This window comes from Hominimerdicola alba (assembly GCF_900109655.1).
Lineage (GTDB): Bacteria > Bacillota > Clostridia > Oscillospirales > Ruminococcaceae > Hominimerdicola > Hominimerdicola alba_B.
On record NZ_FOAT01000006.1, the window covers coordinates 91,118 to 104,701 of the forward strand.

The window sequence follows — 13,584 nt, forward strand, 5'->3', positions numbered from 1 at the left end:
TATTCGATTTATTGCTATTCTTTCAGCACAGCACGGATCTTCTCACAATACAGGTCGAACCCGATATCTTGCTCGCAGGAATACAGATGAAAATGGTTATCGCTCGCCGAAGTTGAAAATTCATCTATCGTGAATCCGCTAAAAAAGCCGTTAGCCATATCGAAATGCAGATCGCCACGAATGTTGTAAAGGTTCAGTTCTATTCTGTATCGCTTGTCAGAGTTGGTCAGCAGCATTGTGATAGTGTTGGTGTAATCGCAGTAAAACTCGTCTATCGCCCGGGAACAATAATGCATCTCTTCAATGTTTCCGAAAAAATGCCAGTATTGAAGCTCAGATGGTATTTTTTCTTTCAGTATTTCTATCCCGTCAATATTTTTATGATCGAACATCTCATCACCTGCTGTAAATTTTTATTTGAAACCTCTTGCAATTTCTGATAATTTATGTTATACTTATAAAAATTTTATTAAGGAGGTATTTCTATGAAATACGTATGTAACATTTGCGGCTATATCTATGACCCCGCTGAGGGCGCACCCGATAACGGAGTACCCGCAGGTACTGAGTGGGACGCTGTACCCGATGATTTCGTATGTCCTCTGTGCGGCGTAGGTAAGGACAATTTCAGCCCTGAGGGTTAATATCCCCGCGGATAATTTGTCCAAGCCTGATAACATCAATAAAGCCCCTCTGCCGCAAGGCGGAGGGACTTGTTTTTATCAGCTGCTCATTTCAACGTGCTCATTATCGGGCACGATAACGCGGGTGATATCAGCACCAAGTTCGCGAAGCTTTTCGTCGATGTGCTCGTAACCGCGCTCGATGTAATGTATATTGTCGATCTCTGTCAGACCGTCAGCCGCCAGACCTGCGATAACCAGTGCGGCACCCGCTCTGAGGTCGGTAGCCTGTACAGGAGCACCCTTCAATGTGGGAACACCCTGTATTATCGCCACTTTTCCGCCCTCGACGGATACATCAGCACCCATCTTGCGCAGTTCGGCAACGTATCTGAATCTGTTGTTGAAGATCTCCTCAGTCACCTTGCTGGTACCCTGTGCCATAGTCAGCAGAGTTGAGAACTGAGGCTGCATATCGGTAGGGAAGCCGGGGTGAGGCTGAGTTTTTACAGTTGTATTCATAAGAGGAGAGTCTACCCAGACATGAACGCTCTCGTCGTTCTCCTCGACGCAAACGCCACACTTGCGCAGCTTTGCGGTGATGGATTCAAGATGCTTGGGTATAACATTGGCAATGACAACATCGCCCTTTGTAGCGGCAGCAGCCACCATGTAAGTGCCTGCTTCGATCTGGTCGGGGATAGTAGCGTAAGTTGTGCCGTGCAGATAGTCAACACCCCTGATCTTGATGACGTCGGTGCCTGCACCTCTGATATCAGCACCCATGGAGTTAAGGAAATTAGCCACATCGACTATGTGAGGCTCCTTAGCCGCATTCTCGATGATGGTCTGACCCTTAGCCTTAACAGCCGCAAAGATAGCGTTCATCGTAGCGCCAACGGTAACAAAATCAAAGTAGATCTGGTTGCCCACAAGCTTGTCAGCCTTGACATAGTTAGCTCCTCTGACGACCTCATCGGTAGCGCCGAGAGCCTTGAAGGCTTTAAGATGCTGGTCTATGGGTCTGTCGCCCAGATAGCATCCGCCGGGCATGGGAACAAAAGCCTCGTGGAATCTTCCCAACAATGTGCCCAGAAAATAACTGGACGCTCTCATTGTTTCCGCCAGCTTGTAGGGGACTTTCGTTGTGGTGATGGTGCTGGTGTCGATATAAATGACACCCTCTTTTTCCATCCTTACAACAGCGCCCATGCTTTTGAGGATATCAAGACATTTAGTGATATCGCTTATAGCGGGAACGTTTTCAAGCGTACAGGGTTCATCGCATAAAATAGTAGCGGCGACCAGTGCAACTGCGGCATTTTTAGCACCACTGATGTACACTGTGCCTTTAAGGGGATGACCTCCCCTGATAAAGAACTTCTCCAAAACAATACACTCCTTGAGAGCCGGTAGATTGTATATCTCTTGCCGCCCGCCGACTCCTGCAATTTTTTTAATAGCGCAATAACGCGAATGCCGACATATTGCCGACTAAAAAAATCAATACTAAGTCCTTACCGACAGCACGATTTGGAGCGGCGTGCGTCTTTGATAAAGTAAAACGCCCGTGCTCTACTGTGAGAGGTGATGCCGTTCAGACAAAGCTTAAAATTAACTTAAGCTTTTTAGACCCTATTATTGTACCACACAATTCTCAAAAAATCAATAGGTGGTGAACCCTTTTTTTGAAAATTCGAGAAAATTTTTGTAAATTACACAAAATATCCCTATAAATATGAATTTTTCAGCTATCTATCAATATATAAAAACAATTATTTTTGCTGAAAACAAGTACGATTGAATGGACATCAGCCCCAAACAGCGCGATTTTATGTAAATTTAAGTACAAATTAATTCCCTGATTTTAGTCCGTAAATCCGTACAGCAATTTGACGACACTGTTTTCACTGATCTTTTCTCCATGCGCCGCTGGCGTGATTTTACAACATTATCGGCCATGAAATAAAATTATAATTTGTAAAAATAATTACAAAATGAGGATCCCGAATATTTGCAAGATAAAGTTTTTTTAGGTCAACATCCAAACAACAATTTTTGATATGCGACTGATTTCGAACGGATGTTTTTGCAAGAGCCTCGATGTGCCAATAAATTGTATCTTTTGTACAATGTCCCATACCATATCATGTGCAAACAACTGTTTTTAAATTTAACCCGGACATATTTCTGCAAGAGTTGTACAAAAACGTACAACTTTTGCACCAAAAACACTGATAGTGAAAGGTCAATTCCCAAAAAAGAACTCACGGGATGCGTTCACCAAAAACGAGTATCAAAAGATTTGCCTTTATGCGCACGATGGCAGGCAGCCCTGACTATGACCACGGCATATGAAGCGGCGTGTTATACTGTATAGTGGCAGAGACTTGATGATCTTCGCGGAGGTATGCACCCAAAAGCAATACAACTCCCAGACCCCCACAAGCCCAAAACATCAGAATAACCAATAAATCAAGCCCTTTTCGCCCATTATTAAGCGCCCTCGCACTTGCAATTATTATAAAAGTATGCTATAATTAATTGTTAATATGAAGAATTGTACCCTTTTACGGCGAGGAGGAAGCATTTTGAGGATTATGGGCATCGACCCCGGCTATGGTATAGTCGGCTATGGCGTGGTTGAATACAGCCACGGGCACTTCACTCCCATAAAGGCAGGAACCATCAAGACCCCCTCAGATATGGAGTTCCTCAAACGCCTGAGAGTCATCTACCTTGATATGCAGGGGCTTATCGAGCATTACCGCCCCGATGAAGTGGCGGTGGAAAAGCTGTTCTTCAACACTAACATCACCACGGGCATCGATGTTGCACAGGCAAGGGGAGTTACGCTTCTGCCTGCTGTTATGCAGAATCTTCCCGTGTACGAGTATACACCTCTTCAGGTGAAAAGCTCCATAGTCGGGTACGGATATGCCGAGAAAAAACAGGTGCAGGAGATGGTGCGCTCAATGCTGCATCTTGCACAGATAATCAAGCCCGACGATGCCGCCGATGCCATGGCGATAGCCATAACCCACGGTCTTTCTCTGAATACCAGAAAGGTCATGGAGAAATTCGATAAAGCGGCAAAGTGAGGTGCTGTCATGGAAAAACAACGCGGCATATGCGACGAGTGCGGAAGCGAATTCCTGCTCTCGGCATCGAAGATGAAAGGGCTGTGTCCCGAGTGTTCACATATCCTGTACGGCTATGAGAACTGCGAACACGTTTTCAAAAACGGCAGATGCGAAAAATGCCTGTGGGACGGCAGCAGATCACAGTTTACCAAAAATATCCAAGGAGAAGAGAAATGATATATTCCGTAAGAGGAAAACTTATACATACCGAAAGCGAACTTGCCGTGGTGGAATGCGGCGGAGTGGGCTATGCCTGCAAGACGACTTTCTACACCCTGCAAAAGATAGCGGGGGAGAGCGAAGTCACGCTGTACACCTACCTTGCGGTCAGGGAAAATGACGTAGATCTTTTTGGTTTTTCGACCCAGGAGGAACTGCGCTGTTTTAAAATGCTGATAACCGTTTCGGGGGTAGGACCCAAGGCGGCGCTTTCCATACTTTCATCGAATACGCCTTCACAGTTTGCGCTGACGGTCGCTACGGGGGACTTCAAGTCCCTAACGAAAAGCAAGGGCATAGGCGCTAAAACTGCACAGAGGATAGTTCTTGAACTGAAAGACAAGATAGCCAAGGAGAACACCATATCCGTCCGCGGCGGAGAGACCATCGCATCAGCCATACCACAGGGCGGCGCTATTGACGAAGCTGTTACCGCGCTGGTAGTTCTGGGATACTCCGAGGGCGAAGCGGTACAGGCGCTTTCGGGGGCTGAACCTGATGCTTCTGTTGAAGACCTGATAAAGACCGCCCTTGTAAGACTTGCGAGGTTCTGAACAATTCATAAAGCATAGGCTTTTGGAGAGTGAAAGCATGGACGAAAATTTTGAGAAATATCAAAAAGAAGTCGTAAAGGACTTTCTCAGAAAACATTGGACGCTTATACGTATAATTTTGCTGGTGCTGTTATTGTACTTTAAATTTTCCCCGAAACTGGAAACGATGATGAAGTCCAAAGATATTCCTGTTGCGGTGACAGTTGAATTAAGCGGAAGTGAAAACGGCGAGTATAAAGGGTATTCGTTCTATCTTGAAGACGAGCAGCCCATGATGGGGCTTGTCAAAAACGGGAACACTTACAGAACTATCCCGATCGAACAGGAAGATTATGATTCCATGATGAATGCAGGATACAGTAAATATTCGGATCACGACATGACTGTCGATGGAGCTGATACGACGTACTATAAGATCACGCTGACCGATGCTTCGGGCAAAGAAAAGTCTGTCAACGGAAAGGCTGCGCCGGCTTTCCTGAGCTCGCTTTACTACAAGATCGGCGTTCTGACAGATAGGTATATCAAGCAGCCTAAAGTTTAAAAGGGAAGTGAACTGATGATAGAAGAATCCGAGTTCGATTATGAGCGCTTTGTTTCCCCTAAGGAGACGGAGCAGGAAACTACGGACGATTTTGAGATAAGCCTGAGACCTCTCACCCTTGCCGAGTATATCGGTCAGGAGAAGGTCAAGGAGAACATGAAAATATATATCGATGCGGCAAAGCGCCGCGGTGACAGTCTCGACCATGTGCTGTTATACGGCCCTCCCGGTCTTGGCAAGACCACCCTTGCGAATATCATAGCCCACGAGATGGGGGTAAATATCCGCACGACATCGGGTCCTGCCATTGAAAAGCCAGGCGACCTTGCGGCACTGCTGACAAACCTTGAAAAAGGCGATGTGCTGTTCATCGATGAGATACACCGTCTTTCCAGACAGGTGGAAGAGATACTCTACCCCGCCATGGAGGACTACGCCCTTGATATAATCATGGGCAAGGGACCTGCGGCAAGGTCTATCAGGATAGAGCTTAACAAGTTCACGCTGATAGGAGCTACCACCCGCTCGGGACAGCTTTCGGCACCGTTGAGAGACCGTTTCGGTATGCTGATGCACATGGAGATGTACTCGGTGGAAGAACTTGCAGACATTGTAAAAAGGTCGGCGACCATACTTGGTGTAGCCTGCGATGAAGACGGCGCTACCGAGATAGCCGCCCGTGCAAGATGTACTCCCCGAATAGCCAACCGATATCTGAAACGTGTCCGCGATTTTGCCGAAGTTATCGGCAACGGGCGCATAACTCAGGATATCGCGAAGATAGCCCTCAACAGAATGGAAGTCGATAAGCTGGGGCTTGACAGCCTTGACCGTCGTTTGCTTGAAATGATAATCAAGGGGTACAACGGGGGTCCTGTGGGACTTTCAACTCTTGCGGCGGCGATAGGTGAGGAAGCGGTCACTCTGGAAGATGTATGCGAGCCTTATCTGATGCAGCTGGGATTTTTAGCAAAGACCCCCCGCGGGCGCTGTGCGACTCAGTTGGCATATGACCATCTGGGTATACTGAAAAACGGGCAGACGCATTTATAATTCATAATTTTGGTGCGGGGCGGGAAAGTTCTGCTTCTCACAAATAATTTTTGGAGAGAAAAGATATGAAAGGTAAAGATAAAACAGAAACCATAGCTAAAGTATTTACGAAGATACCTTTTGGTACAGCGGTCGTATTGCTTTTACTGTTTTTATGCGTTAAATTTATAAAAAGTTGTATTATACTTTTTTTGGTAGGTGTAATTTTTGCGCCGATCCCTTGCCTGGTAATGTCTGTTCTTGGCTTGGTAGCTTCTGTTTTAGGCAGAATAAAAGGCGATTATAACATGATCGCTTATATCATTCTTGGAATCATAAATGTTTTATTATTCAGTTACGGAGCATATGCTATATCTACTTTCCGTTTTTCTATCTGCTAGGTGAAGCATATGGCATCTTCAAAAATAAATAAAGCCAAAGCACTTGTGGTTATACCCATCGTGGTGCTGGTGGTCGGGATAGCCTGCTTCGCACTTTCGATGGTGCTTGAAAAGCCAACGGACAGAGGTACGCTTTACTCGGTGGTATCTGCTGTATGGCTGTTTGGATTGTTTCTGGCACCTATACCCTGCTTTGTGATGTCCCTAGTGGGTACGGTCATGGCGGCGAATGCTAAGAAAAGCGGAGAGCAGGGCACAAACGGAACTGTGATACTCGGCGTTATGGAGTTACTTATTGCTGTAGGTCTTGCGGTGCTGGCAGTGCTTATGTTCATAGGCGGACAGGGAGTATAAAGAGAGGTATATATGAGAGGTAAGCTGTACTATGCAGCAAAGAAAGTCACGGGGGCGGCTTGGGCTGTGTTGCTTTTTCCGCTGTTGTGGCGAATAATATCAACGTTCATGACAGCTAACAGTGTCAACGGCGTTGATGCTGTAAACTACGGTCGGATACTGCTGGTAGGCAAAGCTGTGGCGCTGATAGCGGCGGGAGTAAGTTTCATACTGGCGGTCATCGGCGGAGTGCTTGCGGGAATTTCGCTGAAAAGGAAAGACATCGGCGCGGGAAAGCTTCTGGCGGCTGATATCGTACTGGCTGTGATAACGGGTGCGGTCATCGGCGTGGTTATATGGTATGTACAGTTTTTCAGATCCCTTGGCGGATGGTAAAACGGTATAATAAAAATGGCAAATAGCGGGACAAATTCCCGATGATATATTTGGAAGAATAAATAATTTATAAGGAGAAAAGTGAAAAATGGGCAGATTATTTGGTACAGACGGAGCGAGAGGTGTAGCTATAACGGAGCTTACCGTTGAGAGGGCTACACAGATAGGTAAAGCGGCGGCTCTGGTGCTGGCAAAGGACTGCGGTCACAGACCCAAGATAATAATAGGCAAGGACACCCGTATATCGGGCGATGTACTGGAGGCGGCTCTCTGCGCGGGCATATGCTCGGTGGGTGCGGACGCTGTACTGCTGGGCGTTGTTCCCACACCTGCGGTGGCTATGCTGGTTAAAAAATACAATGCTGATGCGGGCGTTATGATATCCGCTTCACATAACTCGGTGGAATTCAACGGCATCAAGCTGTTCTCGGGTGAGGGCTTCAAGCTTCCCGACGATGTTGAGAACGAGATAGAGTCGCTGATACTTGATACTCCTGATGAGATGGACAAGAATCTCAGCGAGGGCGTAAATGTGGGCAGAATGAAGGTCTGCGGCGATGCTGTAAACGATTATATCGCCCACGTAAAGAGCACTGTTGATGTTGAATTCAAGGGCATCAAGGTATGTCTTGACTGTGCCAACGGTTCTTCAAGCGTTTGCGCACAGAAGATATTCGAGGGACTTGGCGCGGAAGTAGTTATGACCAACGACAAGCCCGACGGCACTAATATCAACGAGAAGTGCGGTTCTACACATATGGAAGGTCTGAAAAAGGCTGTTGTGGAGAATGGGTGCGATGTTGGTCTGGCATTTGACGGCGATGCTGACAGATGTCTGGCAGTTGACGAGAATGGCGAGCTTATCGACGGCGACAAGCTGCTGGCTATATTCTCGAAGTTCATGAAGGCTGAGGGCACTCTGAAGCATGACTGCTGTGTTGTTACGGTAATGTCGAATCTGGGATTCTTCAAATTCGCTGAAAAAGAGGGCGTAGTTACTGCTACCACTAAGGTGGGTGACAGATACGTGCTTGAAGAGATGCAGAAGAACGGCTACAACATCGGTGGTGAGCAGTCGGGACACATTATACTACTCGACCATGCAAACACAGGCGACGGCGAGATGACAGGCGCTATGTTCTTACAGATAATGGCTAAGACAGGCAAGAAGGCAAGCGAGCTGGCTTCTGTTATGGAGTGCTATCCTCAGGTGCTGGTGAATGTTAAGATAACTGCCGATAAAAAGGGTATGTGGGATACTGTTCCCGAGATAACCGATGCTATAAAGATGTACGAAGAAAAGCTTGGCGGCGACGGCAGGATACTTGTAAGAGAATCAGGCACAGAGCCCCTTGTAAGAGTTATGATAGAGGGCAAGGACGAGGCTGTTATAACCGAATATGCAAACAGCATAGCAAAGCTTGTAGAAAAGATGTAATACAGGGACAAAAGAAAGGGACACGTAATGGAAAGAGAGATAGTACTGCTCCCGAAAGAGAAATGGAAGGATTACATACTTCCCATAGGTACAGTAAGTGATACCTATTATGATATGGAGATAGTACCTCTTGACAGCGAGGGCTGTACGGTAAGGCTGGTGAAAAAGCCTGCTGTGCCGAGGATAGTCCACACTCCCGATGAATGGGATTATCCCGACAAGCTTTATCAGGAGTACAGGGAAAATGCCGAAGCTTACGGAGTTTTATCCGAGGACGGCAGCAGGTTACTGGCGTGCATAGAGATATGCACCGAGGAATGGTCCAACAGGCTGATAGTTTCGGAGCTGCGGATAACTGCGGAGCTACGTGGGCAGGGGTTAGGAAAGCGGCTCATGGATATAGCCAAGAAAAGGGCAAAGGAGCAGGGCAGGAGAGCCATAATACTTGAAACGCAGTCCTGCAACACCAATGCGATAGGATTCTATCTGCATCAGGGATTTGAACTTGTGGGCTTTGACACCTGCTGTTACACCAATGATGATATAAACAGGCGTGAAGTCAGGATAAACCTGGGGTACATAATGTGAGTACCTTTCATGAGGTGGATATATGAAGCTTGACTATGAAAAGTTTCTCGGCATATTCAAAAATGCTGACAGGCACAATGTGGACGAGACTACCTTCTATTTTGACGATGACCCCGAAGAGCAGGAGCATTATCTCGGCTGGATAGGCGGGCATGAGAAGCCCTACTGGGTGGGGTACTGTGATATCCCCGACGGTTGCGAGTATTCTTCGGCGGAGGAAATGTTCACGGCGAAGATATATGAGGGCAGGTCGCTTAAAGAACGCTGGGAACAGGCTGATATCTGCAATATCGGCGGGATAGATGCCGAGACATGGCTCAGTTATTACGAAGAGGTCATGAGGTGATTTCATGAGATTTGAATACTGTCCCTTTTGCGGGAAGAAGACTATTCTCAAAGAGATAGGCGATGAGGGTCAGATACCCTACTGTGAGGACTGCGCGAGACCTTTGTTTGATATGTTTTCCACCTGCGTGCTGAACGTGGTGGTGAACGAGGACAATGAGGTACTGCTTATAAGGCAGAGCTACGGCGACACATCGAGGTATGTGGGGGTAGCGGGCTTTATGAAAGTCGGGGAGACTCCCGAAGAAGCGGGCGCAAGGGAAGTTCTGGAAGAAACAGGACTTACAGCGGAGAGCGTCAGGTACATCGACAGTGCTTTTTACGATGGCAGAGATCAGCTTATGCTGGGACTTTTGGCGAAGGTGAAAAAGGCAGACTGCGATATCTCGGGGGAACTGCTTGAAGCTAAGTGGTTCACATTTGACGAAGCGGTGAAGACCGTCCGCGAGGGGAGCATAATACAGAGGTTTATCAATAGGGCAAAAGGAGAGATAGTGTGATACTGCTGATATTTCTGCTGATAATCATAATGGCCGTCGAGTTCATCGGTCTGGTGATATCGTCATCAAAGCGGTTCACGGTAACGGAGAGTGCTAAGATGGCGGGCGGAGTGGTTTTCATGCACAAAGATCCCGAGCTTCTAAAAGGTGTGAAGCAGGGTGCCGTCATTATACTTATTACTGCTTTTACCTTTCATCTGAACAGCATATTCAGATGGGACGAGTTCGTAGCCGACAAAGCGGCGATATTTTACAGTACGGTTCTGCTTCTTGAAGCTGTGAATATGTTATACACTCTGGTGCAGTTCAACAGGTATGACGAGTTCAGGCTTTGCGCAAACTGTTTTTACCTTGGCGGTGTGAAATACGACCTGAAGAAGTTCACCTGTGCTGTTGAGGAGAATGTTGCGATATTCAGACCGAAGCACGGCAGAGAAAAGCGGGTCAAGATACCGCCCGCAAGGGTACCCGAGGTGCTGAGGATACTTGACAGGGCTTATGTAAGGATCAGGTGAAAAATGCGAGAATTCTGTGGTAAGAGGGGTGACGGGACAGTATGATAATGATATATCTGATGCTTGGTCTGGCGCCTGTGTGTATCATCTATATGATAGTATCCTCATCGAAGCGGTATTCTGTCACGGAAAGTGCGAAGATGGCAGGCGGCGTAGTTTTTAAGCACAGGGATCCGGGGCTTTTGAGTAAAGTCTGGTATAGTCTGGTATGGATACTGATCACGGGTGCGAATCTGCTGCTGAATATGAAAAGGCTAAAATACGGCAGCGGGTACGGTAGCATTGATCCGCGAAAGCAGTTCATCTTTTACTTGATAGCGCTGGTGATCTATGTAATGATATTTATATTCTCCATACAGCAGTATCTGAAGTACAGCGAATTCAGGCTGTGTGCAAGCTGTTTCTACCTTGGCGGTGTGAAATACGACAGGAAGAAGTACAGCTACACCCTTGAGGGCGATACGGTGATATTCAGGGCAAAGGGCGCAAAAAATATAGAGATCGATATTCCCGAAAAGAAGAGAAAAGAAGTGCTGGGTATTCTGGGAAAGTATTACAAAATGGATGAATGATGAAAAAACTCGGCAAGTTTTGAGCTTACGGTGAGGTGACGGGATAGGTCAAACTGCGGGGACAGATGTTCCCGAATGTAAGCGCGTACTTAACTGCAAATGGAGATGAAACAGAATGACGAAATGGGTAATTTATATTACGATCGCGTGTATCGCTGCGAAGATATATATGTATGTCAGGGCGAAAAAGCGTAACGATAATATCATCCCTGAGAACGAAACAGAGCTTGAAAATGGGAATTATAAAGAACTTGAAAAACTTGAAGATGTCAGCAGATACTTCGATATAGATGTGGAAGAAATGGAGACCCACTTTTATGTTGGAGTAAAGCGCAGGTCTGACGGTAAGGATATGCAATATAGTATGGAGAAGAGTGATTTCCCGATCTATATGGATTGGTGGCATGGTATAGAGGTAACGCCTCCATATGATTATTTACAAAGGTATACGCTTATAAAGAACACTCCCGAAAATCCGCAGCCCGATGATAAAGACCCGACTGTTGCTGATGTGCGTGAGTGGATAGAAACGTTCATATTCGAGAACAAGGCGAATTTCAAAATACCGGAGGAAAGCCTATGATCTACACCGATATGACCAGAAAAGCCATAGGCATAATGTATGCGGCTCACAAAGATCAGATGGACAAGAGCGGTGTACCTTATGTATTTCATCCCTGGCACGTTGCCGAACAGATGGTGACGGAAGAAAGCTGTGCAGCGGCGCTTCTTCACGATGTTATCGAAGATACCGACGTTACTGCCGATGACCTGCTGAAAGCGGGTATCAGCGAGAATGTCGTCAGGGCAGTGGAGATGCTTACCCATGATGACAGCGAACCCTATCTCGATTACGTGGCGCGTATCAAGGAAAACCCTATAGCGCGGGCAGTTAAGCTTGCCGACCTTACACACAACAGCGATATCACAAGATTTGACAGACCTCTTACTGATAAAGACAGGGCAAGGCTTGAAAAGTACGAAAAGGCTAAAGCGATACTTACCGAATGACAGTAAAAGCATCGGGATATTGAGGAGATAAGATGATCAAACTTCATTTTTTTGATTATGGCTGCGGTGTTTTTGATGTTGAGGGTGAGCTTGGAATATCGGAAGAAGCATATGATTTTCTGATAAAGAATATCCCCGGGCTGTGCCTTGACTGTACAGACTGTGCCTATGATACTGAGGACAATGATATATACTGGTTTACGGCGGATAATGAAGAGGACTGTATGGGCAGGATAGATGACCTGCTAAGGAAACATATCAGGGACGGCTCTAATATGAAGTATAAGATCAGCATAACGTCGGAATATTCCTGGTATGACTAAAAAATAAAGCAAAGGAAATTATTTATGAGAATTGCAGATAAATGGAACGATTATCGTATACTTGACACCACTGACGGCGATAAGCTGGAAAGCTGGGGCGGCAAAGTGCTTGTCCGTCCCGACCCCCAGATAATCTGGAAAAGCCCTAAGCGCACAGATATGTGGGATAAGGCGGATGCTGTTTATCACCGTTCTTCAAAGGGCGGCGGCGAGTGGGAGTACCGCAGAAAACTTCCCGAAAGCTGGAACATAAAGTACAGAGACCTGACCTTCGTGATAAGACCCACAGGCTTCAAGCACACGGGACTTTTTCCCGAACAGGCTGTAAACTGGGACTTTATGGCTGATAAGATAAAGAACGCAGGACGTCCCGTAAAGGTGCTGAACCTGTTCGCATATACAGGCGGTGCAACACTTGCCTGTGCGGCGGCGGGAGCGAGTGTTTCCCACGTTGACGCTTCAAAGGGCATGGTACAGTGGGCGCGTGACAATGCGGCGGCATCGGGACTGAGTGACAAGCCCATACGCTGGCTGGTGGATGACTGTGAGAAGTTCGTAAAGCGTGAGATACGCAGGGGGAATTTCTACGATGGTATCGTTATGGATCCCCCTAGCTACGGCAGAGGTCCCGGGGGCGAGGTATGGAAGCTGGAGGACTGCATATACGATCTTGTTAAGACCTGTGCGGGAGTACTCAGTGACAAGCCTTTGTTCTTCCTGCTGAACAGTTACACCACAGGACTTTCGCCGTCGGTAATGGCATACATACTTAACGATGTGCTGACTACCCAGCGGGGCGGAAGTGTGACCGCGGACGAGATAGGGCTTCCTGTTGAGGCGACCAAGGGTGTACTGCCCTGCGGTTCAACAGCTATTTGGAATTCATAATTCATAATTCACAATTCATAATTGTTGGCAGAGCGGCGGGGTTGCCGTGATGTCGTGTGTGAGTTGTTGGCGAGTTGAGGTGGCGGCATGAAATACTTAGCTATTGTGTGTTTGGTTTTTGCTTTTATATGCGATATTATTATATTAAGATCGCAAAAA

General features: G+C 46.8%; 21 protein-coding genes. 19 read left to right on the plus strand and 2 right to left on the minus strand.

Translation table 11 applies throughout. From position 1 onward, the window contains the following. Nucleotides 1–14: 14 nt before the first annotated feature. Complete coding sequence (locus tag BMY75_RS08510; RefSeq protein WP_074832572.1) at nt 15–392, minus strand: hypothetical protein; 378 nt, start codon at nt 390–392, stop codon at nt 15–17. Between the two features lie 93 nt (nt 393–485). On the opposite strand from BMY75_RS08510, the gene BMY75_RS08515 reads away from it, so the two are divergent. Next, nucleotides 486–644, plus strand: coding sequence for a rubredoxin (locus BMY75_RS08515; RefSeq protein ID WP_074832575.1), 159 nt, complete (start codon nt 486–488; stop codon nt 642–644). Nucleotides 645–722: 78 nt separating this feature from the next. Here the strand turns inward: BMY75_RS08515 and BMY75_RS08520 are convergent, their stop codons facing one another. After that, nucleotides 723–2,012, minus strand: coding sequence for a UDP-N-acetylglucosamine 1-carboxyvinyltransferase (locus BMY75_RS08520; RefSeq protein ID WP_074832578.1), 1,290 nt, complete (start codon nt 2,010–2,012; stop codon nt 723–725). A 1,211-nt stretch (nt 2,013–3,223) separates the two neighbouring features. On the opposite strand from BMY75_RS08520, the gene ruvC reads away from it, so the two are divergent. From ruvC to BMY75_RS08610, 18 genes are all read left to right on the plus strand, one after another. Next, nucleotides 3,224–3,724, plus strand: coding sequence for a crossover junction endodeoxyribonuclease RuvC (ruvC, locus tag BMY75_RS08525; RefSeq protein WP_431602519.1), 501 nt, complete (start codon nt 3,224–3,226; stop codon nt 3,722–3,724). A gap of 9 nt (nt 3,725–3,733) precedes the next feature. Next, entirely contained in the window at nt 3,734–3,943 is a 210-nt protein-coding gene (locus tag BMY75_RS08530) for a hypothetical protein (protein WP_074832583.1), read from the plus strand. Then, nucleotides 3,940–4,539, plus strand: a complete 600-nt coding sequence (gene ruvA, locus BMY75_RS08535) for a Holliday junction branch migration protein RuvA (RefSeq protein ID WP_074832586.1) — start codon at nt 3,940–3,942, stop codon at nt 4,537–4,539. Before BMY75_RS08530 ends, ruvA begins: the two co-directional genes overlap by 4 nt. A gap of 37 nt (nt 4,540–4,576) precedes the next feature. Continuing rightward, complete coding sequence (locus tag BMY75_RS08540) at nt 4,577–5,083, plus strand: hypothetical protein (RefSeq protein WP_074832589.1); 507 nt, start codon at nt 4,577–4,579, stop codon at nt 5,081–5,083. Nucleotides 5,084–5,098: 15 nt separating this feature from the next. Then, nucleotides 5,099–6,136, plus strand: a complete 1,038-nt coding sequence (ruvB, locus tag BMY75_RS08545; protein ID WP_074832592.1) for a Holliday junction branch migration DNA helicase RuvB — start codon at nt 5,099–5,101, stop codon at nt 6,134–6,136. A 65-nt stretch (nt 6,137–6,201) separates the two neighbouring features. After that, nucleotides 6,202–6,516, plus strand: coding sequence for a hypothetical protein (locus tag BMY75_RS08550; protein WP_074832596.1), 315 nt, complete (start codon nt 6,202–6,204; stop codon nt 6,514–6,516). Nucleotides 6,517–6,525: 9 nt separating this feature from the next. After that, a complete protein-coding gene (locus BMY75_RS08555; RefSeq protein ID WP_074832599.1) occupies nt 6,526–6,870 on the plus strand; it encodes a hypothetical protein in 345 nt (114 codons plus the stop codon). A 12-nt stretch (nt 6,871–6,882) separates the two neighbouring features. After that, on the plus strand, nt 6,883–7,245 hold the full coding sequence (locus BMY75_RS08560; protein WP_074832601.1) for a hypothetical protein: 363 nt from the start codon (nt 6,883–6,885) through the stop codon (nt 7,243–7,245). Between the two features lie 88 nt (nt 7,246–7,333). Next, nucleotides 7,334–8,683: a phosphoglucosamine mutase gene (glmM, locus tag BMY75_RS08565; RefSeq protein WP_074832604.1), complete on the plus strand. Its 1,350-nt coding sequence runs from the start codon at nt 7,334–7,336 to the stop codon at nt 8,681–8,683. A gap of 27 nt (nt 8,684–8,710) precedes the next feature. After that, nucleotides 8,711–9,271 carry a GNAT family N-acetyltransferase gene (locus BMY75_RS08570; RefSeq protein WP_074832608.1) on the plus strand — a complete coding sequence of 187 codons (561 nt, stop codon included), beginning with the start codon at nt 8,711–8,713 and terminating at the stop codon, nt 9,269–9,271. Nucleotides 9,272–9,293: 22 nt separating this feature from the next. Further along, entirely contained in the window at nt 9,294–9,617 is a 324-nt protein-coding gene (locus BMY75_RS08575) for a hypothetical protein (protein WP_074832610.1), read from the plus strand. Between the two features lie 4 nt (nt 9,618–9,621). Next, entirely contained in the window at nt 9,622–10,116 is a 495-nt protein-coding gene (locus tag BMY75_RS08580) for an NAD(+) diphosphatase (RefSeq protein ID WP_074832613.1), read from the plus strand. Continuing rightward, entirely contained in the window at nt 10,113–10,631 is a 519-nt protein-coding gene (locus tag BMY75_RS08585; RefSeq protein WP_074832615.1) for a hypothetical protein, read from the plus strand. Before BMY75_RS08580 ends, BMY75_RS08585 begins: the two co-directional genes overlap by 4 nt. Before the next feature lie 41 nt (nt 10,632–10,672). Beyond that, nucleotides 10,673–11,203 carry a hypothetical protein gene (locus tag BMY75_RS08590; RefSeq protein ID WP_074832618.1) on the plus strand — a complete coding sequence of 177 codons (531 nt, stop codon included), beginning with the start codon at nt 10,673–10,675 and terminating at the stop codon, nt 11,201–11,203. A gap of 115 nt (nt 11,204–11,318) precedes the next feature. Next, on the plus strand, nt 11,319–11,786 hold the full coding sequence (locus BMY75_RS08595) for a hypothetical protein (protein ID WP_074832621.1): 468 nt from the start codon (nt 11,319–11,321) through the stop codon (nt 11,784–11,786). After that, on the plus strand, nt 11,783–12,214 hold the full coding sequence (locus BMY75_RS08600; RefSeq protein WP_074832624.1) for an HD domain-containing protein: 432 nt from the start codon (nt 11,783–11,785) through the stop codon (nt 12,212–12,214). The genes BMY75_RS08595 and BMY75_RS08600 overlap by 4 nt, the downstream gene beginning before the upstream one ends. Before the next feature lie 32 nt (nt 12,215–12,246). Then, nucleotides 12,247–12,537, plus strand: coding sequence for a hypothetical protein (locus tag BMY75_RS08605; RefSeq protein ID WP_074832625.1), 291 nt, complete (start codon nt 12,247–12,249; stop codon nt 12,535–12,537). Between the two features lie 24 nt (nt 12,538–12,561). Beyond that, nucleotides 12,562–13,425, plus strand: a complete 864-nt coding sequence (locus BMY75_RS08610; protein ID WP_074832627.1) for a class I SAM-dependent methyltransferase — start codon at nt 12,562–12,564, stop codon at nt 13,423–13,425. The last annotated feature ends 159 nt before the right edge of the window (nt 13,426–13,584 follow it).

Excerpts from the sequence above, each read along its gene's own strand:
- BMY75_RS08515 (WP_074832575.1), top strand. The coding sequence starts at position 486 with ATGAAATACGTATGTAACATTTGCGGCTATATCTATGACCCCGCTGAG.
- ruvC (WP_431602519.1), top strand. The coding sequence starts at position 3,224 with ATGGGCATCGACCCCGGCTATGGTATAGTCGGCTATGGCGTGGTTGAA.
- BMY75_RS08550 (WP_074832596.1), top strand. The coding sequence starts at position 6,202 with ATGAAAGGTAAAGATAAAACAGAAACCATAGCTAAAGTATTTACGAAG.
- BMY75_RS08600 (WP_074832624.1), top strand. The coding sequence starts at position 11,783 with ATGATCTACACCGATATGACCAGAAAAGCCATAGGCATAATGTATGCG.
- BMY75_RS08575 (WP_074832610.1), top strand. The coding sequence starts at position 9,294 with ATGAAGCTTGACTATGAAAAGTTTCTCGGCATATTCAAAAATGCTGAC.
- BMY75_RS08595 (WP_074832621.1), top strand. The coding sequence starts at position 11,319 with ATGACGAAATGGGTAATTTATATTACGATCGCGTGTATCGCTGCGAAG.
- BMY75_RS08555 (WP_074832599.1), top strand. The coding sequence starts at position 6,526 with ATGGCATCTTCAAAAATAAATAAAGCCAAAGCACTTGTGGTTATACCC.
- BMY75_RS08605 (WP_074832625.1), top strand. The coding sequence starts at position 12,247 with ATGATCAAACTTCATTTTTTTGATTATGGCTGCGGTGTTTTTGATGTT.
- BMY75_RS08540 (WP_074832589.1), top strand. The coding sequence starts at position 4,577 with ATGGACGAAAATTTTGAGAAATATCAAAAAGAAGTCGTAAAGGACTTT.
- BMY75_RS08510 (WP_074832572.1), bottom strand. The coding sequence starts at position 392 with ATGTTCGATCATAAAAATATTGACGGGATAGAAATACTGAAAGAAAAA.
- BMY75_RS08590 (WP_074832618.1), top strand. The coding sequence starts at position 10,673 with ATGATAATGATATATCTGATGCTTGGTCTGGCGCCTGTGTGTATCATC.
- BMY75_RS08530 (WP_074832583.1), top strand. The coding sequence starts at position 3,734 with ATGGAAAAACAACGCGGCATATGCGACGAGTGCGGAAGCGAATTCCTG.
- BMY75_RS08570 (WP_074832608.1), top strand. The coding sequence starts at position 8,711 with ATGGAAAGAGAGATAGTACTGCTCCCGAAAGAGAAATGGAAGGATTAC.
- ruvA (WP_074832586.1), top strand. The coding sequence starts at position 3,940 with ATGATATATTCCGTAAGAGGAAAACTTATACATACCGAAAGCGAACTT.
- BMY75_RS08560 (WP_074832601.1), top strand. The coding sequence starts at position 6,883 with ATGAGAGGTAAGCTGTACTATGCAGCAAAGAAAGTCACGGGGGCGGCT.
- BMY75_RS08580 (WP_074832613.1), top strand. The coding sequence starts at position 9,622 with ATGAGATTTGAATACTGTCCCTTTTGCGGGAAGAAGACTATTCTCAAA.
- BMY75_RS08610 (WP_074832627.1), top strand. The coding sequence starts at position 12,562 with ATGAGAATTGCAGATAAATGGAACGATTATCGTATACTTGACACCACT.
- ruvB (WP_074832592.1), top strand. The coding sequence starts at position 5,099 with ATGATAGAAGAATCCGAGTTCGATTATGAGCGCTTTGTTTCCCCTAAG.
- glmM (WP_074832604.1), top strand. The coding sequence starts at position 7,334 with ATGGGCAGATTATTTGGTACAGACGGAGCGAGAGGTGTAGCTATAACG.